Origin of the sequence: Flavobacterium calami, from assembly GCF_038290035.1 — a bacterium.
In the GTDB taxonomy this organism is placed as follows: Bacteria; Bacteroidota; Bacteroidia; order Flavobacteriales; family Flavobacteriaceae; genus Flavobacterium; species Flavobacterium calami.
Genome location: NZ_JBBYHS010000014.1, coordinates 140,126 through 166,807, shown reverse-complemented (window position 1 = coordinate 166,807; position 26,682 = coordinate 140,126). Strand labels below are relative to the sequence as shown.

Sequence of the window (26,682 nt, the reverse complement as noted above, 5' to 3'; positions counted from 1 at the left end):
CAGACTCACTTTCAACAACTAAAAATATGATCACTAAAACAGATACGCTAAGTAGTGAAACTTATGAGGGAAACCATATTTATAATGTAAAAGTATTAGAAAGTATTTTTAAGAAACTGAGTGACAATGAAAGCGAAAAGAATCAGAAAATAAATATTGTACATATTGGTGATTCGCACATTCAGGGCGATTTGATGACCAACAAGATTAGAAAGATCCTGCAGCAAAAATTTGGCAATGGCGGCCGTGGATTTGTTTTTCCGTATCAATTAGCCAAAACGAATGGTTCTTACAATGAGCGTTTTCGCTGCAACAGAGTCTGGAGCAGTTACCGAAATATTTATCCGGCAAAAAGTTATCCGGTTGGTTTGAGCGGAATTGGGCTTTGGAGAGATACCGGTGGATTTGTTATCGAAATGAGTGTGAAGGATCCGTCATATAAATTTAATACAATTCAGATTATAACACCAAAGAACCAAAACATGTTTGATCTGGCTTTATCTTCTCAAACCAAATTTATTGAAACCACAGAACGCAGAGTAATTACTCATAAAATCAAAAAGGGAGAAGCAATATCTATTATTGCAGATAAATATAACGTTTCTGTGGCTGAGATTAAAAAGGCAAATCAGCTGAAATCAAATAATATTCGTGCCGGAAGAGTGTTAAAAATTCCAACAAACCAGATGCGTCCAAAGAATATCAAAACATCAGAGTTTGTTCCTTTAAATCTTGAGTCTGATGCTTTTTGTCATTATTATAAATCTGAAAAGCCATTGGATAAAATTTATTTAATTCCGGGGAAAGAGGCACCAGATTATGAATTAAGCGGACTAGTTCTCGAGAAAAATACTCCGGGTTTAACTTACAGCGGAATAGGGGTAAACGGTGCAAAATTTTCAGATTACAATAAATATCCGTTATTCTTTGAGCAGCTAAATGCATTACACCCTGATCTTTTGATTTTCTCATTAGGTACAAACGAAAGTTTCGATAAACTGGAATCTTCGGATTACATTCAGAGACTGCGTCAGTTTATTAAAAATCTGAAAAATCAGAATATAAATGTTCCGATAATAGTTATGACACCGCCACCTTCTTTGTTCAGAGGAGGAAAAGCAAATCACTATGTGGGTGAATATGCACAGCGTATAAACGATATTGCAGAAAAGGATGGTTTTGCCGTTTGGGATTTATACGACGAGCTAGGTGGTTTAAAAGGAATAAGACAATTAAAAACGCAGGGATTAATAGGTGGAGACTGGGTTCATTATTCTAAAAAAGGATATGAAAAACAAGGAAGCTTGTTTACTGAGGCGTTTTTAAAAGCATACGATAATTTTAATTCAAAAAAGTAAATTGACAACGATAGATAGCATTAATAATTGGTTCATTCAAAATTTTGGTGCAATTACAACAGAACAGGTAAAAGGATGGTTTATTTACAATCCGGACGAAAAATTATTATTTAACACCGGTTTATTCTTAGGGTTATTTCTGGTTTTTTATTTTGTGTATGCTTTTTTACGCAAAACATTCTATTTGAGATTAACGTACGTTATTCTTTTCTCGCTTTTCTTTTACTACAAATCAAGTGGTATTTATTTTTTGCTTTTGCTGCTTTCATCGGTTGTAGATTACGGATTGAGCCAGATTATTTTTAAAGCGGAAAAGGACAGTACCAAGAAAATATATTTGATAATAAGTGTAATCCTGAATTTAGGGTTATTAGGTTATTTCAAGTACATGAATTTTATGATTGTGACTTTCAATGACATGTTTCAGGGCAATTACAAACTTCATGATATTTTTCTTCCTGTGGGAATTTCGTTTTACACATTTCAGTCGATGAGCTATATTATCGAAATTTATAGAGAAGAAATTAAACCTACTAAAAATTACATCGAATATTTATTTTTCGTTTCATTCTTTCCGCAGTTAGTTGCCGGTCCAATCGTTCGTGCCAAAGATTTCCTGCCACAGATTTACCAAAAACTGAATCTGACTAGACAAGATGTAAACAACGCTTTGTTTTTGATTATAGGAGGTTTGATTAAGAAAACGGTTATTTCAAACTACATCTCGGTAAACTTTGTTGATCGTGTTTTTGACACGCCACTCAGTTATACTTCTTTTGAGAATTTAATGGCGTCTTACGGATATGCAATTCAGATTTATTGTGATTTCTCAGGGTATTCAGATATGGCAATTGGAATCGCTTTGTTATTAGGATTCAAGTTGCCGGAAAACTTTAGAACACCTTATAAGTCTGTATCGATTACAGATTTCTGGCGAAGATGGCATATTTCGCTTTCTACCTGGCTGAAGGATTTCTTATATATTTCGATGGGAGGAAACCGTGAAGGATCATTTGCGGGATATTTATTTCCAAGTATATTTTTCTTCGGATTATTGCTTTGGGGAATCACAAATTATAATACCAGTGTAATTCCGTTGATTGTAGCTTCGGTTTCTATATTGCTTTTTTGTTTGTCATTTCTGCTTTCAAGCAAAAGAAAACAAACTTTAGTAACCAATTTGAATTTATTCACCACAATGCTTTTAGGAGGTTTGTGGCATGGAGCGGGAGCACAATTCATTGTTTGGGGAGCGCTTCACGGATTAGCTTTGGCAGTTCATAAAATCTTCATGGAATTATTTCCTTCCAAAAAAGATAAAAGCCCTAATTTCTTATGGAGGTTCTTTTCAATAGTAATCACATTCCATTTTGTAGTTTTCTGTTGGATTTTCTTCCGTGCAAGAGATTTCGAAACAGCTTTACAGGTAATTAATAATATTGGTCAGTTGACTTTCGAACCAGAACTTTGGCAGACAATTGTCATTGGTTATAAAAATGTTTTCGGATTGATGTTGTTTGGTTACGTTTGGCATTTCTTACCGGAAACATTTACAAACGGAATGAAATCTGTTTTTGACAGAACACCTTTACTGATAAAAGCAATTATCTTAGGATTTGTGTATTGGATCGTGTATGCAACAGCAGTAGCAGGTTCGCAACCGTTTATTTACTTTCAATTCTAAAATAAAGGTTCAAAGGGACAAAGTAACAAAGGCGCAGAGGTTTATCCTTTGCGCCTTTTTTCTTTTTGCCACAGATTAGAAGGATTAAAATGATTTTTTCACGCAGATTTAAAAGATTTAAGCAGATTCATAAAGATTATTATTTAAAATCTAAAAAATAAAATCTGCCACAATCTGCAAAATCTGCGTGAAAAAAAAACTTTGCGACTTTGCGAGCAAAAAAAACATAGCGTTCTTGGCGTAAAACTTCGCGTACTTCGCGGTTAAATGCAGTTAAATAAAAATTGCCTGAAATATCTAATTAGATTATCTTTGCACTTCAAATAAAGAAAATGATATGTTTGATAATTTAAGTGATAAGTTAGATAAAGCGTTCCATATATTAAAAGGACACGGTAAAATTACAGAAGTAAACGTTGCCGATACCTTAAAAGAAGTTCGTCGTGCTTTACTTGATGCCGATGTTAACTTTAAAATTGCTAAAGATTTTACTGCCAGAGTAAAAGACAAAGCAATTGGTCAGGATGTATTAACAACCTTACAGCCAGGGCAATTATTGGTTAAGTTAGTAAAAGACGAACTTACCGAATTAATGGGTGGAGACGTTGCAGGTGTGAACCTTTCAGGAAATCCAACAGTGATTTTGATGTCTGGACTTCAAGGTTCTGGTAAAACAACTTTCTCTGGGAAATTAGCAAACTTCTTAAAAACAAAGAAAAACAAGAAACCACTTCTTGTAGCCTGTGATATCTACCGTCCGGCGGCGATCAATCAGTTGCATGTTGTGGGAGATCAAATAGGTGTTGAGGTTTACTCAGAGCCAGAAAATAAAAATCCTGTAGAAATTGCTCAAAACGCAATCAAACACGCTAAAGCAAACGGATTCAATGTTGTTATCGTCGATACGGCAGGACGTTTGGCAGTAGATCAGGAAATGATGGACGAAATTGCTCGTGTACACAAAGCAATTCAGCCCCAGGAAACATTGTTCGTTGTCGACTCTATGACAGGACAAGATGCTGTAAACACAGCAAAAGCTTTCAACGATATCTTGAATTTTGATGGAGTTATCTTAACGAAATTAGATGGTGATACTCGTGGTGGAGCTGCACTTTCAATCAAATCGATTGTAAACAAGCCAATCAAATTTGTTGGTACTGGTGAGAAAATGGAAGCAATTGATGTTTTCTATCCGGAACGTATGGCAGAGCGTATCTTAGGAATGGGAGACGTTGTGTCTCTTGTTGAAAGAGCTCAGGAACAATTTGACGAAGAAGAAGCAAGAAAACTTCAAAAGAAAATCGCTAAAAACGAATTCGGTTTTGATGACTTCTTAACGCAAATTCAGCAAGTAAAGAAAATGGGTAACATGAAAGATTTGGTTGGAATGATACCAGGTGCTTCAAAAGCCATGAAAGATGTTGAGATCGAAGATGACGCTTTCAAACATATCGAAGCAATCATTTATTCGATGACTCCGGGAGAAAGAAGTAAACCGGCCATTATCGACGTAAAAAGAAAAGCCAGAATCGCAAAAGGTTCGGGTACAAAAGTGGAGCAGGTAAATCAGCTGATGAAGCAGTTTGACCAAATGAGTAAAATGATGAAGATGATGCAAGGCCCGGGCGGAAAAAATCTGATGAAAATGATGGGAGGTATGAAAGGGATGCCGGGAGGAATGCCGAGATAAAAAAAATAAAAGTTTCAAGTTTCAGGTTTCAAGTGAGAGACTGAAATTTGAAACTTTTTTAATTACATAAATATTTAAGTTTCACAAATAACGTGAAACATGAAACTTTAAACCTGAAACAAAACACAATGCAACTACTAGACGGTAAAAAAACATCTAACGACATTAAAAACGAAATTGCAATCGAAGTTCAATCTATAAAAGCAGCCGGAGGAAAAGTACCTCATTTAGCTGCGGTTTTAGTGGGTAATAACGGAGCAAGTTTAACTTACGTGGGAAGTAAGGTAAAGTCATGCCAGGAAATTGGTTTCGATTCAACTTTAGTTTCTTTACCAGAAACAATTACAGAAGATGAGCTTTTAGCAAAAATTAAAGAGTTAAACGAAGATGACAACCTAGACGGGTATATCGTTCAGTTGCCTTTGCCAAAACATATTGACGAGCAGAAAATTTTATTGGCAATCGATCCAGATAAAGACGTAGACGGATTCCACCCAACTAACTTTGGAAGAATGGCACTGGAAATGGAAAGTTTTATTCCGGCAACACCATTCGGAATTATGGAATTGCTAGAGCGTTACAAAGTAGAAACTTCAGGAAAACATACCGTAGTTATTGGAAGAAGCCACATCGTAGGACGTCCGATGAGTATTTTAATGAGCCGTAAAGGAAATCCGGGAGATTCGACAGTTACATTAACTCACAGCCGTACGAAAGACTTGGCAGAATTTACCAAAAACGCTGATATTATTATCACAGCTTTAGGAGTTCCGGAATTTTTAAAAGCCGATATGGTAAAAGATGGCGTAACGGTTATCGACGTGGGAATTACTCGTGTAGAAGACGCTTCAAACGCAAAAGGATACGTAATCAAAGGAGATGTTGATTTTGACGGAGTAAGTAAAAAAGCTTCATTTATTACACCGGTTCCAGGTGGAGTAGGGCCAATGACAATTGCTATGCTGCTTAAAAACACTCTTTTAGCTCGTAAAATGAGAAGTGCAAGAAATCAATAATTTCTTTTCAAATAATATAAAACAACAAAGCCTGTTCGATTGGACAGGCTTTGTTGTTTTAATATTTAATTAATAGTTTAAAGTTTTGGTTCTTAAAAATAAAGGATACTTTTGCCACACTTAAAAAACACTTCTCCAAATGGACGATTATTATTCGTTAGTATTAAATTAAAAAGCAGCTTTTGAAATTTCAAAATGCTGCGTTAAAAACCTGTATTTTGAAATGAAAGCCCTTTACACCCACCACAACGGATTAGTAGAAATTCAAAAATGGACACCAAATTGCTGGATCAGTATTGAATCTCCAACAGAATCAGAAAAAAAGTATTTACTGGAAGAACTTCAAATTCCCGAAGCATTTTACAATGATATCGAAGATATAGACGAAAGACCTCGTATAGAAATCGAAGATGGCTGGACACTCATCATTATGCGTGTGCCAATAAAAAGCAGCGATGTTAAACTCCCTTTTCAAACCGTGCCGCTTGGTATTATATTTAAAGAAGACATCTGCGTTACGATTACTTTTTACAAAACAGAAATCATAGCTGATTTTGTATTGTACTCTCAACGTAAAAATATAGAAGTAAAAGACAACCCCGATTTGGTTTTACGATTGCTTTTATCATCAAGTGTCTGGTATCTGAAATATCTAAAACAAGTCAATCAAAAAATAAAACTGGCCGAAGATAATTTAGAGAAATCCATCAAAAACGAAGAGCTGCAGGCTTTGCTTCAAATCGAAAAGTGTTTGGTATTCTTTATAACATCACTAAAAGCCAACGATGTCTTATTTCAGCGAGTTAAAAACCTAAAAGCACATAAGGCAAATTACGATTTGGATTTGCTTGAAGATGTCGAAATCGAATTAAGTCAGGCACAGGATACGGCAAACATTTACAGCAACATTCTAACCGGAATGATGGATGCTTATGCCTCTGTAATCTCTAATAATATGAACAACATCATGAAGCAGATGACATCAATTTCTATCATTTTGATGATTCCTACGCTGATTGCCAGTTTGTACGGAATGAATGTGCCCAATGGTTTAGAAGATAGCAAATATGGTATATGGATTCTTCTTTTTATTTCTGTTATATTATCTGTTTTTGGGGTATTTCTTTTCAAAAGAAGAAGATGGTTCTGATTTTAGAAATGAGTGTTGAGTATCTGGCAATAAGGTAAAATATAATTAGCTCAGTAAAAACACAAGTGATTCCAGTTTTCGTACTTATTTGATTGTTTTGTAAATATTTACATTTAGTTTTAACATTTAATTAGGATTGTGGTTTAAATTAATAAGTAAGTTTATACGTTGTTAAATAAAAACCTACAAATGGATAGACGTAAAGCTTTAGTTCACATTTTTTTTGTTTTCGTTTTCTTCAATTTAAATTATATTATATTAAAAATTTTTAGTCATTTTTTACAAATGAAGTTTGTTTGTATGAAGCTCCTTTTGTAGTTAAACATTTTTATATAATAATACAATAACCTTACTAATCTTTAACCAACCAAACCAAACATGAGAAAAAAAATAATTCTTTTAGCCTTATTTTTTGTCAGTTACATTGTTTTCTCACAAAAAACGATAGAAAATCCGCAGTATGGCTTAAGCAACCTTCCGGGAAAGCTAACTAAGATAGAATTAACGGATTCTGCAACAATTATTCATTTTTATATAAAGTATCAACCAGGAAAATGGATTTCTGTTCCTAAAAACACCTATATACAAGATGTAAATGGAGCTGAAAAATACACAGTGGTGCAAACTGAAGGAATTGCATTGGGAGAAAAATATACAATTCCGGAAAGTGGCGAAGTAAATTACAAAATAATATTCCCTAAATTGAAAAGCGGGGTTAATAAAGTAGATTTTGGCGAAGGTGATAATAATTCTAACACTTGGGCGGTTTATGATATTGTGATAAATAACCAGGAATCCTCTGTTTTGCCTAATGAGTTGCAGGGAAATTGGTTTCTGTCTGACGGAAGCAATCAATGGGATTATGGATTTTATACTTCGAATGCTATTATTGACAAAGAAATTTGGTACTATAAAACAGTCGAAAAGAAAAAAAATATTTATACGATCGTTCTGGAACACAACGGAAAACAAAAAACCGTTTACGCACAGTCCGATAAAAAACGAGGAATAAGTTTTGGAAGTGACAAGCAGAAACTGAAAAGCTATAGCACTGCCAAAATCGAATATGCAAGCTATAAATTAGATACTGATGTAGCATATTCTGATATGGTTTTTAAATCAGATTCTGCTACTTATTCAGGCGTCGTACAAGGCTATACACAAAGAGCAGGCAGAAAAACAGGGACAGTTTATGTAAATAATATCTTTACAGGAGCCCAGAATTCTTATTTGATAAAAATTGCTGATGACGGGAGTTTTTCTGTAAAGTTTCCAATAGACCATCCTCAGTTTATATTTGTACGATTACCGAATAGTAATAGCACCGTTTTTGTTGAACCCGGAAAAGAAACGTTTCATTTGAGAGACCAAAATACCGCATTGTTTATGGGGGATTGTGCCAGGGTAAACACAGATTTGGATGCACTAAACTTTATTTCGAGTGTTGATTATCAAAAAATAGCAAAATTTGTTTCAGACACAAGCCCTCAAGATTTTAAAAATAGTGGTTTAGAGATACAAAAAAAGCAATTAAAAGCTTTGAATGATTTTGCTCAAAAACAATTCATAAGTCAAAAAGCACTTCAGATAAAAAAACTTGATATTGAATTTGGAGCTATGGCGCAAATATTAAGTTATGATATTTATCATAGAGGTTTTAAAGCAAAAACATCTTCAAAAACATCTCAATCCGAAACTAAAATTGATCAGGATTATAAATTAGAACCATCTTATTATGATTTTATTACTGAGTCCGTTTTAAACAATAAGATAGCAGTTGTAACATATGAATACTTCAGTTTTATCAATAGGTTAAGATTTATTGATGTTTTAAGAAATAATGGGGGCATTTTTTATACTTCGTTTTCTGAAACAGCTGAAAAGCTTAAGAAATCAGGAGCCATTCTCACTAAAGATGAATTAGAAATGATTGCGGCCAGTAAAAAAACAGAAAAAGGGATGGATAAAATGATTGGTTTTATGAAAACGAATTATCAGAAACATCAGGAGTTTCGTCAAAATTATAAGGAAATATTTACGAAACTGCAAAAAGAAAAGGCAAGTGACGACATTTCAGTTTTAGATGTTGCTGATTATTTAAGTAAAAATGGTACTTCCTTATCTTCGGCTGAAAAAGAATTTATTACTGGTTATAAGGCTATGGATTATACTAAAGAAGAACAGGAAATTCAAAAACAATTTAATGATAAATATAATGAGGCTTCAAAGCTTTTTTCTGAAAAATATCAAGCAAAGATTCAGGAATTTAGAGACGAAGAAAGATTTCAAAATTTAAAAGAAAAACAAAAAGAAGTTTTTGGACTAAATGAAGCCTTTGTATTTGACGTAATTACATTGCAGGAAAAATCAAAAGATTTAGAAAGAAATATGTTTCCATATACTGAAAGTGAGCTAACGTGGATACAAGGAAAAATTAAGACACCGTTTTTATCCGGCTATATTGTAAGTGAAAACAACCGAATTAAATCTAAGATAGAAACCAACAAGATAAAATCTGATTTTACAATAAATACAGTAAAGAAAACAGAAGGCGACGAACTTTTTGATTCGATGATAAACAAGTTTAAAGGAAAAGTGATTTATGTCGATTTTTGGGCAACATGGTGTGGACCTTGTATGGAAGGAATAAAACAAATTGCGCCACTTAAAGAAGAAATGAAAAGCGAAAATGTGGTCTTTTTGTATATAACAAATCCAACTTCTCCTGAAAAATCATGGAATAATAATATTCCGGGTATTAATGGAGAACATTATAGAGTTAGTCAGGACGAATGGAATTATTTGGCGCAGAAGTTTAATATTTCCGGAATTCCGCATTATGTACTCGTAAATAAAAAAGGTGAAGTTGTAAATCCTAAATTAGGTCATTATCCGAACGAAGCTTTAAAAGGAATATTAAGAAAAGAGATGTAAGAACAGTTCTCAATAAAAGATTTTAATCCCAACAAAAGAAAATTTAAATAAAATATCTTTTTGTTGGGATTTTTTATACACTAAAATAGCGCTATTAAATTTAGTCCTGTATCAACTTTAAACATTTGTGAAATTTTTAAGTTATTTATATTGTCAATTCAAAATAAATAATAACTTTGCATTACAAAGTACTTTATTTATGAATCAGAAGCACCAGGAAGATTTAGCGCATATTCGTTCTATGATGGAACGCTCTTCAAGATTTATATCCTTAAGCGGACTCTCAGGGGTTTTTGCAGGATTGTCAGCTCTTATCGGCGGATTGTACGTTTATCAGTTATTTAAGGCCAATGGTCTTGAATATTTTGATGGATATCATAAATTGTATTCGGTCAATTTGGTTTCAGAGCTAATTTGGATTGCGCTTATTATTTTGGTGTCTGCACTTACGTTTGGAATCTTTTTTACCATTAGAAAAAGCAGAAAATATGATTTACCAATCTGGACATCTGCCACAAAAAAGATGTTGTTAAATTTAGCGATTCCCCTTGTGGCTGGCGGTATATTTTGTCTGGCGCTTTTATATCATCAAATATATGTTTTAATTGCTCCGGCGACTCTAATTTTTTATGGTTTAGCACTTGTTAATGCTGAAAAGTATACTTTTTCTGATGTGAAGTATTTGGGATACTGTGAATTGGTTTTAGGATTTATTTCTCTGTTTTGTTTAGGGTATGGTTTGATTTTTTGGATCATTGGATTTGGTATTTTGCACATTTTGTACGGATTAGTAATGTTCAAAAAATACAAATAACCCCATGGGAATTATTGATAAATTAAATAAGGATTTCGAAAGCCGTGTCAGATTAGGTATAATGTCTATTCTGATCGTAAACGAGTGGATTGATTTCACTGAAATGAAAACACTTTTGAATATCACAGATGGTAATTTAGCAAGTCATTCCTCTGCTCTTGAAAAAGCGCAATATATAGAAGTAAAGAAAGAATTCGTAGGCAAAAAGCCTAAAACCTCCTACAAAGTTACCGATCTTGGGCGGGCTGCTTTTAAAGAACACCTTAATTATCTGGAAAAATTAATGAAATTCTAACAACTAAATTTTTTTACCTAAAAACTTTGAAATACAAAGTACTTTTTAATTTCTAAAAACAACAAATAATAATTCTAAAATCATGAAAAAACACCAATTTATTCTGGCCAGCAGTTTGATTTTTGCACTGCTTTTTTACAATGAGACAATAGGTATCAATCTGGCTCTTTTTGGGCTGGTATTAACCGCTTCAATCTGTTATTTTTTTCAGGACAAATTTACAGACAGAACTCATTTAATGCTAGTCGTAACCTCCATCTTATCTTGTCTGGCGTTTGCCTGGTATGGAGATTTTGCTTCTTTTGTAGCGTTGGCATTGTCGATTACTTTTTTACAATTCAAAACTCATGAAAGAGAACTCAAAGTTATTCAGGTGATACCGTTGATCTTTATAAACGGATTTGCATCTATAGGCCGTATTTTTATGTTTAAGCAATGGCTGCCCGAAAAGAAAATTCACAACAATTTTGCAAAAAAAATAGTTGCCTTTGTAGTCATTCCGGCCGTTTTTCTGGGATTGTTTTTTATTGTCTATTCTTTCGGTAGTGACCATTTTTCTTCTCTGTTTACAGATTATACATTAGAGATTGATCTTTGGCAGTTAATCGTTATTTCTGTTTTAGGATTTTATATTTCTTTCAGCTTTTGGAATTACTGGATTCCTGAAGTTTGTTATGAAAAAAAGCATTTATTAGATAATGATTTCAGCAATACAGATGAAATCGAAAGCCAAAATACATTTTCTTTCCTTGATGTAGATTTTGAAAGAAAAAGCGGCGAAATTACGCTGGTACTTTTAAATTTAATGTTATTGGTGTTCATCGGGACATACAATTACGAACAGTTTTTTGAGGTGGCCGAAAAAACGAATTTAAGCTCTGATACACACGAACGCGTAAATGCTGTAATTTTCTCAATTGTCATGGCTGTCGGGGTAATCTTGTTTTACTTTAAAGGAGGATTCAATTTTGATGAAAAAGCAGCTCAGTTAAAAAGACTTGCCAAAATATGGATTGCATTAAACTGTGCTTTAATTATAAGTGCCTTTACTAAAAACACAGAATACATTGCTTTTTTTGGCTTAACTTATAAAAGGCTGGGAGTGTACTTGTTTTTAGCTTTAGCAATTATAGGTTTGATACTTTCCTTTCAAAAAATTATAAAGCAAAAAACAAACGCTTATCTTTTTAATAATATGATTTGGTACTTATACGGAACTATTTTGGTTTGCAGTTATTTCAATTGGGGGAATTTGATTACCAATTACAATATTTCTGTGAATAAAGGAGTAGAGCCAAGATTTCTAAGTAGCCTGAATTTTAATGACGAAACCCGAAGAGCTTATTTTTTAGAACATGACTATGATAAACTATTTGTAGATGATCCCCGTGAAGGAGATATTCAGGAATATCAGGAAAAATCTTTTTTATCAAAACCGTTGTATTATAAATTTTTGAAAATACATAAATGAAGAAATAGTAAATCCTATTCGAAAGAGTAGGATTTGTTTTGCAAAAAAAGCTTATTCCTTGAAAGTGTGTGATTTATTTAACGTTAAAAGGTAAATATTGTCGTTTAATAACCTTTTTAATTAAACTTATTAGGAAATACTTTGTTATATTTGATGTCGAAATTTTGCTGATTTTGTGAGGTAAAGTCCCTTGTTTGGCAATATTTTATTAAAAATTATTAATCTAACCCTAAAAAATTATTACTATGGAAAAAACTACCCCTAACGATTGCCCTGTAATTATCCCACCCCCAGGAGTTGAAATCCCAACAGAGTTTACTAAAACTACTTATGTAGGTGAAATAAAATTTCCTTTAAATAAATCCACAGACCTTTTTTCACCTGTTGTGCAGGCATTTTTAGTCGATGGAATCATTACTGTCAATGCTGTTGTTTTTGTTGATTCTAAAATAGCGAAATCGACCGAATTTACTGTAGTTCAAAATTGCTATGTAGACATTGAAGGAGATCCTCAATTGCAGTTTTTTGTATGTTATAATTTAGACGATAAAGATGCTGCAAAAAACTTTTGGGTGTATGAAGTTAATTTTCAGGTTCAGCCAATAATGCCATTTGATATATTAAAAATAGAATCAATTCAAACTTTTCTTTGGGATGTAGATCCTATTGGTTCAAGAGGGACAGTAACTATTGTACAGCAAGGAACCTAATTTGCATAAATTTTAACAATGTGATTAAAATTAAGCTTTATATTGTAGTAATATTACTCAACCCTTTTTTTGTTTTTTCTCAAAGTCAATATTATGCAGATAAGTTATTTCATATAGAAATTAAAGTGTTATCCAAGAAATTTAGAAATGATGTTAACTTTAATAAGGCACATTCATTTTTTATGGAAAAAAACTGGGATTCAACTTTGGTATATACTATGAAGCAGCTTGGATTAAAAAAAAATAACGATCTTAGAAATTATTGCTATTATTTTAGAGCATATAGTTTTAAACAGAAGAAATTATTTAATCAGGCTAAAAAAGAATTTAGTAATGTATCTAATGATTTTAAGTTTTACTATAAAGTAAAAATTAATTTAGCAGAAATTGCTTTAGAACAAAACAAGTATGAAGAAGCTTTAGAGTATTTTAATCAAATTGAGAAATTGCCTGTCAAAATTATTTATGATTTTAAAAAAAGTACTGTTCTGCATAATATAGGATTATGTTATTTACATCTTAAGAAATTTGATAAGTCTGAAGAATATCTGTTTAGAGGTGCTTACTTACAAGAAGTTGAAAAAGATACAGTTATGCTTATTAGTTCGTATGTAGGAATTGCAACTTTATATTATGATCAATACAAAGATAGTCAAGCAATTCCTTACTTTGAAAAGGCATATCAATTATCCAAAAGAACAAAATCATTTGACTTAAAACAAACTACAACTTTAAATATGGCTGTAGTCGAAGAAAATAGAAAAAACTTTCCTTTAGCTTTAACTTACAGAAAAGAATACGAAGCATGGAAAGATTCCCTAAACGATCAAAATAAAGTATGGGCAATTGCAGAAGTTGAAAAGAAGTTTGCGATTAAACAAAAACAAAAAGAAGTCAATGTTCTCGCTGCAGAGAATAAAGCAAAAATAGCCGAAAGAAATGGGTTTCTCATTTCTTCGGTTTTATTGTTTGTACTGTTGGGTACCGGAGTTTATTTTTACAGACAGAAAATCAGGAACAATAAAATAATTCTGGCTCAGAAAAACGAACTCGATGAACTGAATGCTACCAAAGACAAGTTGTTCTCTATTGTGAGTCATGATTTGCGTTCTTCTGTAAATGCTCTGAAAGTGAGTAATAGTAAACTTTTAGATAGTCTGGAAAGTAAAAACTATACAGAACTCGATGTTTTACTGCACAAAAACAGCTCCATTGCCAGTGGGACCTATAATTTGCTCGACAACCTGCTGAATTGGGCTTTGTTGCAAACCCAGCAAGGTTATTTTTATCGGGAATCATTGCACTTGATTAGAATTGTAGAGCATGTTGAGTATAATTACAAGCCTTTGATGCTCAATAAGAATATTGATTTTAAAAGTAATGTTTCGGTTTCAGATTATGTGTTTGCCGATATGGATTCGCTCAAAATCATTATTCGGAACTTTTTAGACAATGCGATTAAATTCTCTAAAGAAAACGGAACAATTTCTATTTACAGTCGTCCATCATCAGAAGAGTTTTGTTATCTGGTCATCGAAGACAGCGGATTAGGGATGAACGAAGCAACAAGAAAAGAATTATTAAAAGAAACCATTTTGCTTTCTAAAAAGCAAAACGATGATGTCATAGGTACCGGATTAGGGATGCAGTTGTGCAAAAGCCTGATTCGTAAAAACGAAGGAAAACTCGATATAGAGAGTGAGGAAAATGTAGGAACCAGGATTATCATAGCATTACCAAAGTTTAAAACCCATGGATAACATAAATGTACTTATTGTCGAAGATACACCGGAAGAAAGCGATGCACTTGTAAAAGTACTTTCTGAAAACAATTACAACATTGCCGGAATTGCCCGGACTTATCAGGAAGCATTAACGTTGTTTTATGAAAAAGAAATTGACATCGTGGTTATTGATGTTTTTTTAGACGCAAAACCCGATGGAATTACATTTGCAGAGACAATAAATATTGTTCCTAATAGTGTAAAGCCATTTGTTTTTTTAACGAGTTCAAAAGACCGTCAGGTTTTTGAAAGGGCAAAATTAACGAAGCCTTTCAGTTTTTTATTAAAACCATTTAACGAACTGGAGATTTTATATGCATTGGAAATGGCTGTCGAAAAATTTTACGGACAGACTAATGCTTTTCATAGCGAAGATCAAAATGCAGTAGTGAGTAGCGATTCGCTGTTTATCAAAAAAAACAAATCGCTGAAGAAAGTTCAAATCAGGGATATTGTGTACATAGAAGTCGAGGACCGCTATTGCAACATCATAACCGAAACAGAAAAATTTGTCATTTTAATCTCTCTGACCAAAATCATTCAGCTGCTGGATCCGGCAGAGTTTTTTCAGACACATCGAAATTATATCGTAAACGCCAGTAAAATAGAGGAAATAATTGTAAATGACAATTTGATTGTTTTAAAAGGAAAGCATAAAGTTACCTTAAGTGATAAATACAAAGATTTTGTGAAACACTTTAGAATATTGAAATAGAATTTAATCCATTCGATTATTATAAACAGAAGCCTTCAGTAATGGAGGTTTTTTTATGTCCATACATTAGTTTTAGTCTTTTATGTCATTGATATTCAGTTTTGTAACAAATTAAATGTGTCAGAATAAGTTATGGTGTAGTTTTACTTCAGAAATTAAAAAGCTGGCATCTTAATTTTTTTAACCAATTGCAAAATTGATCATTTTGTATAAGTGGAGTTCAGTTCCCACTCAAAAAACGAGGCGTATCTGAAAAGCCAAACGAGTAAGGCAAAACAAACCAATAATTAAAAATTTATATCATGGCAACATTTAAAGTGAATATTCCGGCAGGTCCAATCTGGAATCAACAAGACGCAAACGAAAAAGCTCCTTTAGTAGCAGCAGCACATCAGGGGAAATGGACAGGGCAATGGAATACTGTTGTAGACAGTCAAATGAGCGTAGTTGAATTAGAGCTTAACGTAAAAAACAACGGAAAAAACGAGTATAAAACAAATGTTTTAGCCGGTCCCCTTTGGAGTAATGACGAAGCTCAAAAAGTAGGTTCAGTAATCGCTGCTTCATACGGAGCTGAATTTACAGGACAATGGTCTACAATTGTCGAAGGACAAATGAGCGTAATCGAGATTAAATACACCTTCTAATCTGACTAACTATTTTATAAAACCAGAAATGCTGAAAATGTATTTCTGGTTTTTTTGTTTAAACCCAAATTCAATTTAAAACAGATCACAATGGCTTGGATTAAAAAAGAAAATGTAGCAATGTTTAAAGGTGCGAACTGGAATACATTAATTAAAAGAGTTCCAAATTGTACTCCGGAAAAGGCGAAACGCATTGCTGTTAAAAACCCTGAAATTAGCTTTTTCTTCTTTTGCAGGGAATTTATGGTGCTTGAAACATTAGGAGATAAAGGAATTTTCAATCCTGGAGACGCAGTGTTTTTTAGTGGAGAACCCTGGTACGGAAGCGCTCCACAATGCGATTCGTATGAAAAAACAGGTTTGTCTGTCGCTTACGTGAGTATTGATAAATTGCAGACAACAGGCTGTTACACCATGGCAGATGGTAGTGCGGCGGTAGATGTAGTTTGTATTTTTGCGGCAAACATCAATAAAAAGCCTTTTCCTCCGGGCGCAGTTGCATTAGCACCAAACACAAAAGTTCCGGAAGGGTATCCTTATGTTGTGGGAAGTTCTGACTATGCTTCACTTACTGCAGCTGATATACAAAAACTGCAAAATAAAGGAATTACGGTATTATTGACTTTATTAAATAATCACGATGCTACTGGCTGGTCCGAGTTTCCGGATGTGGCGACAGCAACCAACTTTTCGGAGCAGTTAAAAGAAGTAGTTGACAGATTAGGACTGGACGGAATTGATATTGACGATGAATACAGTGCAGGTATACCTATTGTTTCTTCATTAGTAACGGTAACCACTATTATGAAGCAGTTGATGCCGGGTAATATTATTTCGAAGGCTCTGTTTGATGATTATCAATATTTTAAACCTGAATATCAACAACAGACTCTGGCGGATAACCTGACGTATGGCTGGGAAATGTCTTATTGGGAAACTCCCGAAGAACGATTGCCTGTTTATACTACTTTTGGAATGGCTACAAATACACTTGTTTGTGGATTTTGGTCAGGACAGCCGTCTCCATCTCCATCAGGTGATGTTTCCTGGCTTAAAGAGAATAATTATGAAGGTGTTATGGTGTATGCCTTTCAGGAGCAGCCTAATATCGATTTGTTAGGGGAACTTGTAAACGACTGGAATGGAAATGGCAATTGGAACAAAACGCCTAATTGTCCATAATGGTTTTTTAGTTAGATAAAGTTAAAAATTAAAGCCCTGAATTGATGTTCAGGGCTTTTGTTTTGAATTATAAATTAATTTCCTCTTTTTTTAAATCGGGGATCATGTTTTGAAATGAATCCTGTTCTTCTATTAGTAACTTCAGGTTTTGGAAAACTTGCTTCTTCGGTTTTGCTGGAAGGTTCGATTAACTGATTTAATTCTTTAATCTCAGCATCGGTTAAATCTCTGTAGCGGCCCACAGGAACATCCAGCGAAATATTAATAATACGGATGCGTTTTAGCGCCGTAACTTCATAACCTAAATATTCAGACATTCTACGAATCTGGCGGTTCAAACCTTGTGTCAGAATAATTTTGAAGGTGTATTTGCTGATTTGTTCTACTTTACATTTTTTGGTAACGGTATCTAAAATTGGAACGCCATTGCCCATACGTTGTATAAAACGGTCTGTTATGGGTTTGTTTACCTTTACAGTATATTCTTTTTCGTGATTGTTTCTGGCGCGCAAAATCTTGTTTACAATATCACCGTCATTGGTCATGAAAATCAATCCTTCACTGGCTTTATCTAATCTTCCGATTGGAAAAATACGTTTTGGGTAATTGATATAATCGACAATGTTATTTTTGACTTCCAGATTGGTGGTGCATTCAATTCCGACCGGTTTGTTGAATGCCAGATAAATCATTTTTTCGTTTTTCTCAATAATTAGTTTACCGTCAATACGTACTTCGTCATCCGGTGAAACTTTGGTTCCCATTTCGGGTACTGCACCGTTTATGGTTACGCGTCCTTCTTCAATGAGTTTGTCGGCTTCACGGCGGGAACAATAACCGGTTTCTCCAATAAATTTGTTAAGACGTTTTAGATTTTCTTCCATGATACAAAAGTAGTCAAATTTTAGACTTCTTAGATTTTAGACTTCTTAGATTTTGGGATTTTATACAATCTTGTCATCCTGAGGAAGGAAGGATCACAAGCGGAACTCCTCGACAAAGATTGGCGATTTTCTATGCAGAATTTCTAGTTTGATCCTTCGTCCTTAGGATGACAAGTATATAGTTACTTTATCTATGAGTTAAAATCTAAAAAAACTTTGTTCCTTTGAACATTTCCTATTCTGAACCTTTCGAAGAAAACAAAAAGGCAATCACTTTTTGATACAATTCATCGTCGTGCATGCCATGTCCCAAGCCTTTTGTTTCAATAAACTGACTGTTCTTCCAGTTGCTGGCGATTTTCTTTCCTTCTTCAAAAGAAACAATTTTATCTGTTGTGTCGTGTGCGATTAAGCCCGGAATATTAAATTGAGAAACAAATTTTTGTCCTGAGAAATCCTCTAGTTTGAAATTGAAATGGGTTAAAAAACGATTTTCCAGAAGTGAAAACATTCGGTTATTTAAACTCAGCATCGATACATAATTGTCAATCAGTGTTTTTAGATCTGAAGGGGCTCCCAAAATAACCATTTTATTAATGCTGGTGTTTGGAAATAAATATTGATGGTATATGCAAGCTGCACCACCAATAGAATGCCCGATGATAATATCCGGCTGGTATTTTTCGACTGCTTTATTGATGAATTCCGCATAAAGAGGAACATTAAATTCTTTACCGCTGCTTTGTCCGTGTGCAGGTGCATCAAGTGCAATAATGGTGCTTCCGGATTTTTGAAGATGTGGAAGCGTTTTTTTCCAGCGTGATGAATTGCTCTCCCAGCCATGAACCAGCAGAATTTTGGTTTCATTTCCTTTCCATATATAGGTTTGAAAATGGTGTTCGTTGTGATGAAATGTTTCTGTTTCTGTATTTTTTAGGATTTTTGGAAGTTTTTCTTTTTGCAGTCTGCCGTCACGTGGCTGGCTAAAAAGTGCATAAGAAAGTTCAACAGCTTTTTGCGGACGGACATAACTGAGGAAGTTAATGTATTGCCCAATCGATTTTAATGTAATAAAACGAATTCCTTTTTTTAGTCCCAAAACCGGTAAAATTTTTATGGTAAAAAAAAGTCCCGATGTTTATCGGGACAATTTTATTTAGATTTTAGCGAACAATTGTTCCATTTTCTCTCTTTCTTCATCAGCAAGGACACTGTCAACAAGGATTCTGCCTGAATGCTCATCCGTTATGATTTTCTTTCTTGAAGCAATTTCTACCTGAGTTTGTGGCGGAATTGTGAAGAATGATCCTGCAGAAGCTCCTCTTTCAATAGAAACTACAGCTAATCCGTTACGAACACTGCTTCTGATTCTGTTGTAAGCAGCTAATAATCTGTCTTCGATTTGTGCAGCATACTCAGCAGATTTCTCCGTTAGGAAGATTTCTTCTTTTTGAGTTTCAGCCATAATAGCATCCAGCTCTGATTTTTTATGTTTTAAGTGTGAGCTTTTAGCATCTAATTTTTCTTTTAGATTTGAAATAACTTCTTTCTTGTGCTCAATAGAAGCTTTCATTTCTTTGATTTGCTTTTCAGCTAATTGAATTTCTAATTCCTGAAATTCAACTTCTTTAGTTAAAGAATTAAATTCTCTGTTGTTACGAACAGATTCTTGTTGTTTTGTGTATTTTTTGATAACCTCTTTATGCTCCTCAATTGCAATTTTCTTTGCTTTGATTTGCTCTTCAATCACTTCTAATTCACTTTTCAGTTTTTCTGAACGAGTGTTTAAACCTGCAACTTCATCTTCTAAATCTTCAACTTCTAAAGGCAGTTCTCCTCGTACGTTTCTGATTTCGTCAATTCTTGAGTCAATAAGCTGTAAATCGTATATGGCTCTTAACTTGTCCTCAACACTTAATTCTTTCGTATTCGTCATATTCTATAAGTACTTAACTGGATTTGTATTTTCTTCTGATAAAATGATGGCAAAATTAAGGATTTTTTTCCTAAGATAATCAACAATATAATTTTTTGTATAGCGTTCGCTCTCAAAATGACCAATATCGGCCAAAAGTAACTTGTTTTCGGCTTCATAAAACTGATGGTATTTTAAATCCGCAGTTAAAAAAGCATCTGCTCCTGTATTGATGGCGTTTCGAATGGCAAAACTTCCTGAGCCTCCCAAAACCGCAATTTTCTTTATTTTTTTTCCTGTAAAGGCAGAATGGCGGATTCCATCGGCAAGCATTTTATCTTTTACAAATTGCAAAAACTCTTTTTCATCCATTTCGGTTTCAAATTCACCCACCATTCCAAGTCCAATGTTTTGATGTGAATTTTGTAAATCATAGATTTCATAAGCCACTTCTTCATAAATATGGCTATTTAAAAGTGTTTTTAGAACTCTGGATTGTAAATGTTTTTCAAAAATAACTTCAATTTTTATTTCGGTTCCGGTATGTAATTTTCCTTTTTCGCCAATTACAGGATTGCTTTTTTCATTTCCTTTAAAAGTAAAAAAACCTTCAGAATTAAAACTACAGCTGTCATAGTTTCCAATAGTTCCGGCGCCAGCTTCAAACATTGCATTACGAACTTTATCGGCATTATCAGGAACAGTGTATGTAACTAATTTTTGAAGAAATTGGGGTTTTGGAATTAATATTTTGGTGTTAATTAAGCCTAATGCATTACAGAAAATTTTATTAACTCCCTGAGAGTGATTGTCTAAAGCTGTGTGAACGGCATAAATCGCAATATCATTTTTTATGGCTTTTAAAATAGCACGTTCAACATAATTTTTGCCGGTAATTTTTTTAATTCCGGAAAATAAAATGGGGTGGAAACAAACGACCAGATTACAGTTTTTAGCAATCGCTTCTTCGATTACGTTTTCTAAAGCATCGTGGCAAACCAAAACTCCAGTGCTTTCTGCTTCAGGATTTCCAACTAAAAGCCCCACATTATCAAAATCTTCTGCATAGGCCAGTGGTGCCATTTGCTCGAGAACGTCTATTATGTTTTTGATTTTCATCTTTAAATTTTTGTTGAAAGTTCTGGTTTCCTTCGAAAAGTAAAACCTGAAACAAATTAACGAAAAAAATTATACTTTCGTAAAATGAACTTACTTCGAAAAATACTTTTCCCCTTTGCTATTTTATACGGATTCATCACTTCAATCCGTAATTTCCTTTTTGATAAGGGAATTCTAAAATCTACTTCGTTTGATATTCCGGTCATAGCCGTTGGAAATCTAAGTGTTGGCGGAACAGGAAAAACACCTCAGATTGAATATTTAATTCGTTTATTGTCGGATAATTACAGAGTCGCAACTTTAAGTCGTGGTTACAAACGCAAATCAGAAGGTTTTGTTTTGGCGGATTCAAATTCAAATGCTGAAATACTGGGTGACGAACCTTTTCAGTTTTATCAAAAATTTCCAAATATTCAGGTGGCGGTAGATGCCAATCGGACTAACGGAATTACACAATTACTTTCTCAGAACATAAAACCGGAAATTATTTTGTTGGATGATGCTTATCAACATCGAAAAGTAAAAGCAGGATTTTATATATTATTAACAGCTTTCGATGACTTGTATGCTGATGATTATATGCTGCCTACAGGTAATTTACGGGAGAGCAGGAGTGGAGCTAACAGGGCAAATATTGTGGTGGTGACCAAATGCCCGGGGAATTTGTCTGATGAAAAACAAAGTGAGATCAGGGAAAAGTTGAAACTAAGCTGTTCTCAGCAAATTTATTTTACGTTTATAAATTATGATGACGCAATTTATACTAAACATGAGAAGGTTGATGTAAACGAAATCAAGTCAGAAGCCAAGCTGCTTTTGGCCGGAATTGCAAAACCAAAGCCTTTTTTTGATTATTTAAAGAGTGAAAATGATCTGTGTTTGACTTTTCCGGATCATCATCATTTTTCTGAAACTGACTTAAAGGAAATTCAGGTTAAAGCGGGGAATAAAAAAATCATTACAACCGAAAAAGATTATGTGCGATTGAAAGATTCAGAATTGGCTTTACAATTGTATTATCTGCCCATAAAAAGTTCTTTTATAAAACATCAGCAGAATTTTGATGCTTCAATTTTGGAGTTTGTCAAGGATAATATAAAACTTTAAATTTATTTAAAAAATTTGGCAATCGTACTGTAAAACTCATCCGGTACAAAAGGTTTTGTAATAACGTCATTCATTCCGAAAGATAAAAGCTGATCTCTGTTTTCGTCAAGCGAAATAGCTGTAAGAGCAATGATTGGTGTAGTTTTGTCAAATTCACGAATTTGTTGTGTTGCAATTGTTCCATTGATTCCGGGAAGATGAACATCCATTAAAATCATATCAAATTGTTTTGTTTTTATCAGTTCTATCGCTTCTTCGCCAGTATCTAATATTTCACAATTCATGGATTTTTTTTCCAGCATTTTTCGAGTTATCATCTGATTGATTTTGTTGTCCTCAATCAATAAAATAAGTTTGTTTCTTAGTTGATAGTCATTGTATACTTTTGTGTCCTTAACTTCAACCGATGGTTTGTCGCTTATTCCAAAACTTAATCTTAAACTAAAAGAAGAACCTTTTCCAACCTCGCTTTGTAGTTTTATTTTTCCACCCAAAAGCTCTGTGAGCTTTTTAACTATGGTAAGTCCCAGTCCGGTTCCTCCATATTTTCGGTTTACTTCTACAGAACCTTGAGAAAAGCTTTCAAAGACCTTTTTTTGTTTGTCTTTTGGGATGCCGATTCCGGTATCTGTTATTTCAAAATAAACAGTGGCATTTTCATTTTCAATGTTGTCTAATTTGGCTATGACACTTACCTCGCCGTTTTGGGTAAATTTTAATGCATTATTTATTAAGTTGAGGATTATTTGTGACAGCTTAGTTTTGTCTCCGATGAGGTGATCCGGAATAGCATCGTCTATTTCAAGTCTGAAATGGTTATTGTTTACAGCTGCTAATTCTTTTAGTGAGTTTTGAATATTAACAAGCAGTGTTTTTAAATCAAAACTAATTTTTTCAATTTCAATTTTAGTCGATTCAATTTTGTTTATTTCCAGAATTTCATTGATAAATGTAGTGAGGTAATTTCCTGAAAATTGTAATGATTCTAAGTATTTTAACTGAGACTCTTTTGGATCGTCTTCAATTAATATATGTGCGATGCCGTTAATAGCATTTAATGGAGTCCGGAGTTCGTGGCTCACAGTAGATAGAAATTCAGATCTTGCTTTGGTTGCTTCTTCAGCTTTGTTTTTGGCTATTACGAGTTCTTTGTTTTTTTCTTTTAAAATTAAATTATTCTGGTTTCTGATGATGTTATTTTTGTACAGGGCAAGACTCAGTAATGATAGAATAGAAATAAGAGCTATAGCCAAAATACTGATTAATTTGGAATAACGGTATGTTTTTAATTCTGCTGTTTCTTCGCTTTTTCTTTTAAATTCATTATTTAAAAGTTCATTTTTTTTTGTCTTTTTAAATTCATCAAAAACAAATTTGGCATTTTTAAGTTTTACAATGTAGTTTTCTATCTGATGATGTTGATCTAAATAGCTATAGGCAAGTTCGAATTCTTTTTGGTTTTTATAGTGTTGACTTATAGCCAGAATGATTTTGGACTTTTGTTTTAAATTCTGGTTTTTTTGATAAAGTTTCAGTGCGTCATTAAAATACACAATAGCCGAATCATTTTTCTGTTGCGCAGCAATTAAGCCAAGCTGATAATAAGCATCTGATCGGAGTGTTGAAAATTTGTTGTTGTCCGGAAGCTCGATTATTTTTTTTAAAATTTTGGCAGCTAAATTGTAATCCTTGTGGGATTTAAGCTCAATTGCCTTTTGTAGTTTTAAATTCTGAGAGTCGTTTAAGTTTAGTTTGTTGAAAACTGCATCTGCTTTTTTGTAGTATTCTTCGGCAGTTTCGTAATTCTTTTTTTCGGTGTTTACAATCCCTATGTAATATAAGTTAAGTGCTTTGCTTGCTGATAAGGGTAGTTTGTCGAATAAAGAAATGCTTTCCTGAAGTTTTTTTAAAGCGTCATCATAATTGTGTTGGTTGTAGTAGATTTTTCCAAGCTTAAAAGTTTGATTTGCCTGGTTTTCTATTAAATGATGATTTTGGCAATAGGCTATAGATTGTTGTGTAAACAATATGGCTTTGTCATATTGTTTGTTTTTAAGACTTGCGTTTGCGGCTTTGTTGTAATACGAAATACTGTCTATATTCGTTTTAGTTTGCGAATACAAAGAGGTGTAATAAAAACTGATAAAAATAAAAAGGTATTTCATATTGTAATACTTTTTATAATGAATCTTATGTTTTTCTCATCAGCAGAATTAAATCGATTAATCTTGATGAATAGCCTATTTCATTGTCGTACCAGCCTACTACTTTTACCATTTTGTCTATCACAGATGTTAGCTGTGCATCAAATAAACAAGAATGAGTGTTGCCTATAATGTCAACTGATACGATTGGGTCTTCTGTGTAATCCAGTATTTTATTTAAATATGTTTTTGATGCATTTTGAAAAGCATCATTAATTTCTTCAATTGTTACGGCACGTTTTACATTGAACGTAATATCTGTTAATGAACCATCTGGTACCGGTACACGAATACCACAGCCTCCAATTTTCTGATGCAGATTAGGGAAGATTTTGGTAAGTGCCTTGGCAGCTCCTGTTGTTGTCGGAACAATTGACTGGCTGGCTCCTCTTGCTCTTCTTAAATCCTTATGTGGCTGATCGTGTAAACTTTGATCTGTTGTATAAGAATGTATTGTTGTAATGTAAGCTTGTTCAATTCCGCACAACTCGTCAATAATTTTAATCATTGGAGCTGCGTTATTTGTTGTACAGCTTGCATTTGAAACAATCTTTTCGTTCCCGTCTAAAATTCCTTCGTTTACTCCCAGAACAACAGTTTTTATTGTATCTACTTCAGACGGGGCTGAAAGAATCACTTTTTTGGCTCCGGCTTCAATATGGGCATTTAGTTCTTCGTGCGTTTTGTATTTTCCTGTTGATTCAATTACGAAATCAATATTATGACTTTTCCAGTCTAAATTTGAAATTTTACTTTCATGAAAAAACAAATAATGTTTCTCATTTACAATAATGCCTTTTTCGTCACAGTTTACTGCAAAAGGTAAAACCCCATGAATACTGTCATATTTTATTAAATGTGACATTGTTTTATTATCTGCAATATCATTAATTGCGACAACTTCAATTTCGTCATGATTTAAAAGTAATCGAAATAAATTTCGGCCAATTCGTCCAAAACCATTTATAGCAATTCTTGTTTTCAAATTTTTATGCTGTTGATTTGTTTAATCGGTTAAACAAATTAACGGTTAACCGAATAAACTTTTTATAATATATGTTTTTGTGCTTTGTAAGAAGAACGTACAAGAGGCCCGCTTTCTACATGACGGAATCCTAATTCGAGTCCGAATTTCTCGTATCTTTCAAACTGTTCCGGCGTTATGAATTCTTTTACCGGTAAGTGTTTTTTACTTGGTTGTAAATACTGACCAATGGTAACAACATCAACGTTGACATTGCGTAAATCTCTCATAGTTTGAAAAACTTCTTCTTCAGTTTCTCCAAGCCCTAGCATGATTCCCGATTTGGTTCGGTTAATGCCTTTTTCTTTCAAATAACGTAAAACTTCCAGACTACGATCGTATTTTGCCTGAATACGGACTTCACGGGTTAGTCGGCGAACTGTTTCCATGTTATGCGAAACAACTTCAGGATTCGCTTCTACGATTCGGTCAATGTTTCTTTCGATTCCCTGAAAATCAGGAATTAAAGTTTCAAGCGTAGTATTCGGGTTCATTCTGCGGATTGCTTTTACAGTTTCAATCCAGATAATAGAACCGCCATCTTTTAAGTCATCTCTGTCTACACTTGTAATTACGGCATGTTTAATGTTCATTATTTTGATGGAACGCGCGACTTTTTCAGGCTCATCCCAGTCTACAGTTTCCGGTCTTCCGGTTTTTACACCGCAAAAACCACATGAACGGGTACATACATTTCCTAAAATCATAAAAGTAGCCGTTCCTTCTCCCCAACATTCACCCATATTTGGGCAACTTCCTGAGGTACAGATGGTGTTAAGGCTGTATTTGTCTACTAAACCACGAAGTTCAGTGTATTTTTGTCCAATAGGAAGCTTAACTTTTAACCATTTAGGCTTGCCGGTTGGTATATTTTCTATTGCGGTTTCCATACATTAAAATTGAACTACAAATATACGTAAAGTTGTATAAGTTAGGATGCTGTCCAATTATTATCTTATCGATTTTATTGGTTAATTAT

General features: G+C 33.6%; 22 protein-coding genes. 15 read left to right on the top strand and 7 right to left on the bottom strand.

What is annotated here, in order from left to right; genetic code table 11:
• Positions 1-26: 26 nt before the first annotated feature.
• From AAEO57_RS14445 to AAEO57_RS14380, 14 genes are all read left to right on the top strand, one after another.
• A complete protein-coding gene (locus AAEO57_RS14445; protein WP_341693733.1) occupies positions 27-1,358 on the top strand; it encodes a GDSL-type esterase/lipase family protein in 1,332 nt (443 codons plus the stop codon).
• A 1-nt stretch (position 1,359) separates the two neighbouring features.
• Positions 1,360-3,042, top strand: a complete 1,683-nt coding sequence (locus AAEO57_RS14440) for an MBOAT family O-acyltransferase (RefSeq protein ID WP_341693732.1) — start codon at positions 1,360-1,362, stop codon at positions 3,040-3,042.
• 337 nt (positions 3,043-3,379) lie between these two features.
• Positions 3,380-4,732, top strand: coding sequence for a signal recognition particle protein (ffh, locus tag AAEO57_RS14435; RefSeq protein ID WP_026727748.1), 1,353 nt, complete (start codon positions 3,380-3,382; stop codon positions 4,730-4,732).
• A 128-nt stretch (positions 4,733-4,860) separates the two neighbouring features.
• The gene (locus AAEO57_RS14430; protein ID WP_341693731.1) at positions 4,861-5,748 is read left to right on the top strand and encodes a bifunctional 5,10-methylenetetrahydrofolate dehydrogenase/5,10-methenyltetrahydrofolate cyclohydrolase; all 888 of its coding nucleotides are present in this window, start codon (positions 4,861-4,863) and stop codon (positions 5,746-5,748) included.
• A 223-nt stretch (positions 5,749-5,971) separates the two neighbouring features.
• The gene (locus AAEO57_RS14425; protein WP_341693730.1) at positions 5,972-6,898 is read left to right on the top strand and encodes a magnesium transporter CorA family protein; all 927 of its coding nucleotides are present in this window, start codon (positions 5,972-5,974) and stop codon (positions 6,896-6,898) included.
• A 378-nt stretch (positions 6,899-7,276) separates the two neighbouring features.
• Positions 7,277-9,832 (top strand): TlpA family protein disulfide reductase, encoded by a 2,556-nt coding sequence (locus AAEO57_RS14420; protein ID WP_341693729.1) that lies wholly within the window; start codon positions 7,277-7,279, stop codon positions 9,830-9,832.
• A 199-nt stretch (positions 9,833-10,031) separates the two neighbouring features.
• Positions 10,032-10,646: a hypothetical protein gene (locus tag AAEO57_RS14415; protein WP_341693728.1), complete on the top strand. Its 615-nt coding sequence runs from the start codon at positions 10,032-10,034 to the stop codon at positions 10,644-10,646.
• Positions 10,647-10,650: 4 nt separating this feature from the next.
• Positions 10,651-10,941, top strand: coding sequence for a winged helix-turn-helix domain-containing protein (locus AAEO57_RS14410; protein WP_031455920.1), 291 nt, complete (start codon positions 10,651-10,653; stop codon positions 10,939-10,941).
• A gap of 82 nt (positions 10,942-11,023) precedes the next feature.
• Positions 11,024-12,412, top strand: a complete 1,389-nt coding sequence (locus AAEO57_RS14405; protein ID WP_341693727.1) for a DUF4153 domain-containing protein — start codon at positions 11,024-11,026, stop codon at positions 12,410-12,412.
• 245 nt (positions 12,413-12,657) lie between these two features.
• Positions 12,658-13,122 carry a hypothetical protein gene (locus AAEO57_RS14400; protein WP_341693726.1) on the top strand — a complete coding sequence of 155 codons (465 nt, stop codon included), beginning with the start codon at positions 12,658-12,660 and terminating at the stop codon, positions 13,120-13,122.
• 182 nt (positions 13,123-13,304) lie between these two features.
• Positions 13,305-14,882, top strand: coding sequence for an ATP-binding protein (locus AAEO57_RS14395; protein ID WP_341693725.1), 1,578 nt, complete (start codon positions 13,305-13,307; stop codon positions 14,880-14,882).
• Positions 14,875-15,621 (top strand): LytR/AlgR family response regulator transcription factor, encoded by a 747-nt coding sequence (locus AAEO57_RS14390; RefSeq protein ID WP_341693724.1) that lies wholly within the window; start codon positions 14,875-14,877, stop codon positions 15,619-15,621. Before AAEO57_RS14395 ends, AAEO57_RS14390 begins: the two co-directional genes overlap by 8 nt.
• A 302-nt stretch (positions 15,622-15,923) precedes the next feature.
• Entirely contained in the window at positions 15,924-16,268 is a 345-nt protein-coding gene (locus tag AAEO57_RS14385) for a mannan-binding lectin (protein WP_341693723.1), read from the top strand.
• A gap of 90 nt (positions 16,269-16,358) precedes the next feature.
• Positions 16,359-17,450, top strand: a complete 1,092-nt coding sequence (locus AAEO57_RS14380) for a glycoside hydrolase family 18 protein (RefSeq protein ID WP_341693722.1) — start codon at positions 16,359-16,361, stop codon at positions 17,448-17,450.
• 74 nt (positions 17,451-17,524) lie between these two features.
• Here AAEO57_RS14380 and rluF read toward each other — a convergent pair whose 3' ends face one another.
• The 4 genes from rluF to AAEO57_RS14360 all read right to left on the bottom strand — a co-directional run bounded on the left by rluF (position 17,525) and on the right by AAEO57_RS14360 (position 21,368).
• Positions 17,525-18,334 (bottom strand): 23S rRNA pseudouridine(2604) synthase RluF, encoded by an 810-nt coding sequence (rluF, locus tag AAEO57_RS14375; RefSeq protein ID WP_341693721.1) that lies wholly within the window; start codon positions 18,332-18,334, stop codon positions 17,525-17,527.
• Positions 18,335-18,569: 235 nt separating this feature from the next.
• Entirely contained in the window at positions 18,570-19,433 is an 864-nt protein-coding gene (locus tag AAEO57_RS14370; RefSeq protein ID WP_341693720.1) for an alpha/beta fold hydrolase, read from the bottom strand.
• 57 nt (positions 19,434-19,490) lie between these two features.
• On the bottom strand, positions 19,491-20,270 hold the full coding sequence (locus AAEO57_RS14365) for a zinc ribbon domain-containing protein (RefSeq protein WP_341693719.1): 780 nt from the start codon (positions 20,268-20,270) through the stop codon (positions 19,491-19,493).
• 3 nt (positions 20,271-20,273) lie between these two features.
• Positions 20,274-21,368: a Nif3-like dinuclear metal center hexameric protein gene (locus AAEO57_RS14360; protein WP_341693718.1), complete on the bottom strand. Its 1,095-nt coding sequence runs from the start codon at positions 21,366-21,368 to the stop codon at positions 20,274-20,276.
• 84 nt (positions 21,369-21,452) lie between these two features.
• Here AAEO57_RS14360 and lpxK point away from each other — a divergent pair, with 84 nt between their 5' ends.
• Positions 21,453-22,475, top strand: a complete 1,023-nt coding sequence (lpxK, locus tag AAEO57_RS14355; RefSeq protein ID WP_341693717.1) for a tetraacyldisaccharide 4'-kinase — start codon at positions 21,453-21,455, stop codon at positions 22,473-22,475.
• A gap of 2 nt (positions 22,476-22,477) precedes the next feature.
• Here lpxK and AAEO57_RS14350 read toward each other — a convergent pair whose 3' ends face one another.
• The 3 genes from AAEO57_RS14350 to lipA form a co-directional block, all read right to left on the bottom strand.
• Positions 22,478-24,640, bottom strand: a complete 2,163-nt coding sequence (locus AAEO57_RS14350; RefSeq protein ID WP_341693716.1) for a tetratricopeptide repeat-containing hybrid sensor histidine kinase/response regulator — start codon at positions 24,638-24,640, stop codon at positions 22,478-22,480.
• A gap of 25 nt (positions 24,641-24,665) precedes the next feature.
• Positions 24,666-25,664, bottom strand: coding sequence for a type I glyceraldehyde-3-phosphate dehydrogenase (gene gap / locus AAEO57_RS14345; RefSeq protein WP_341693715.1), 999 nt, complete (start codon positions 25,662-25,664; stop codon positions 24,666-24,668).
• 62 nt (positions 25,665-25,726) lie between these two features.
• Complete coding sequence (lipA, locus tag AAEO57_RS14340; protein ID WP_341693714.1) at positions 25,727-26,593, bottom strand: lipoyl synthase; 867 nt, start codon at positions 26,591-26,593, stop codon at positions 25,727-25,729.
• Positions 26,594-26,682: the final 89 nt, after the last annotated feature.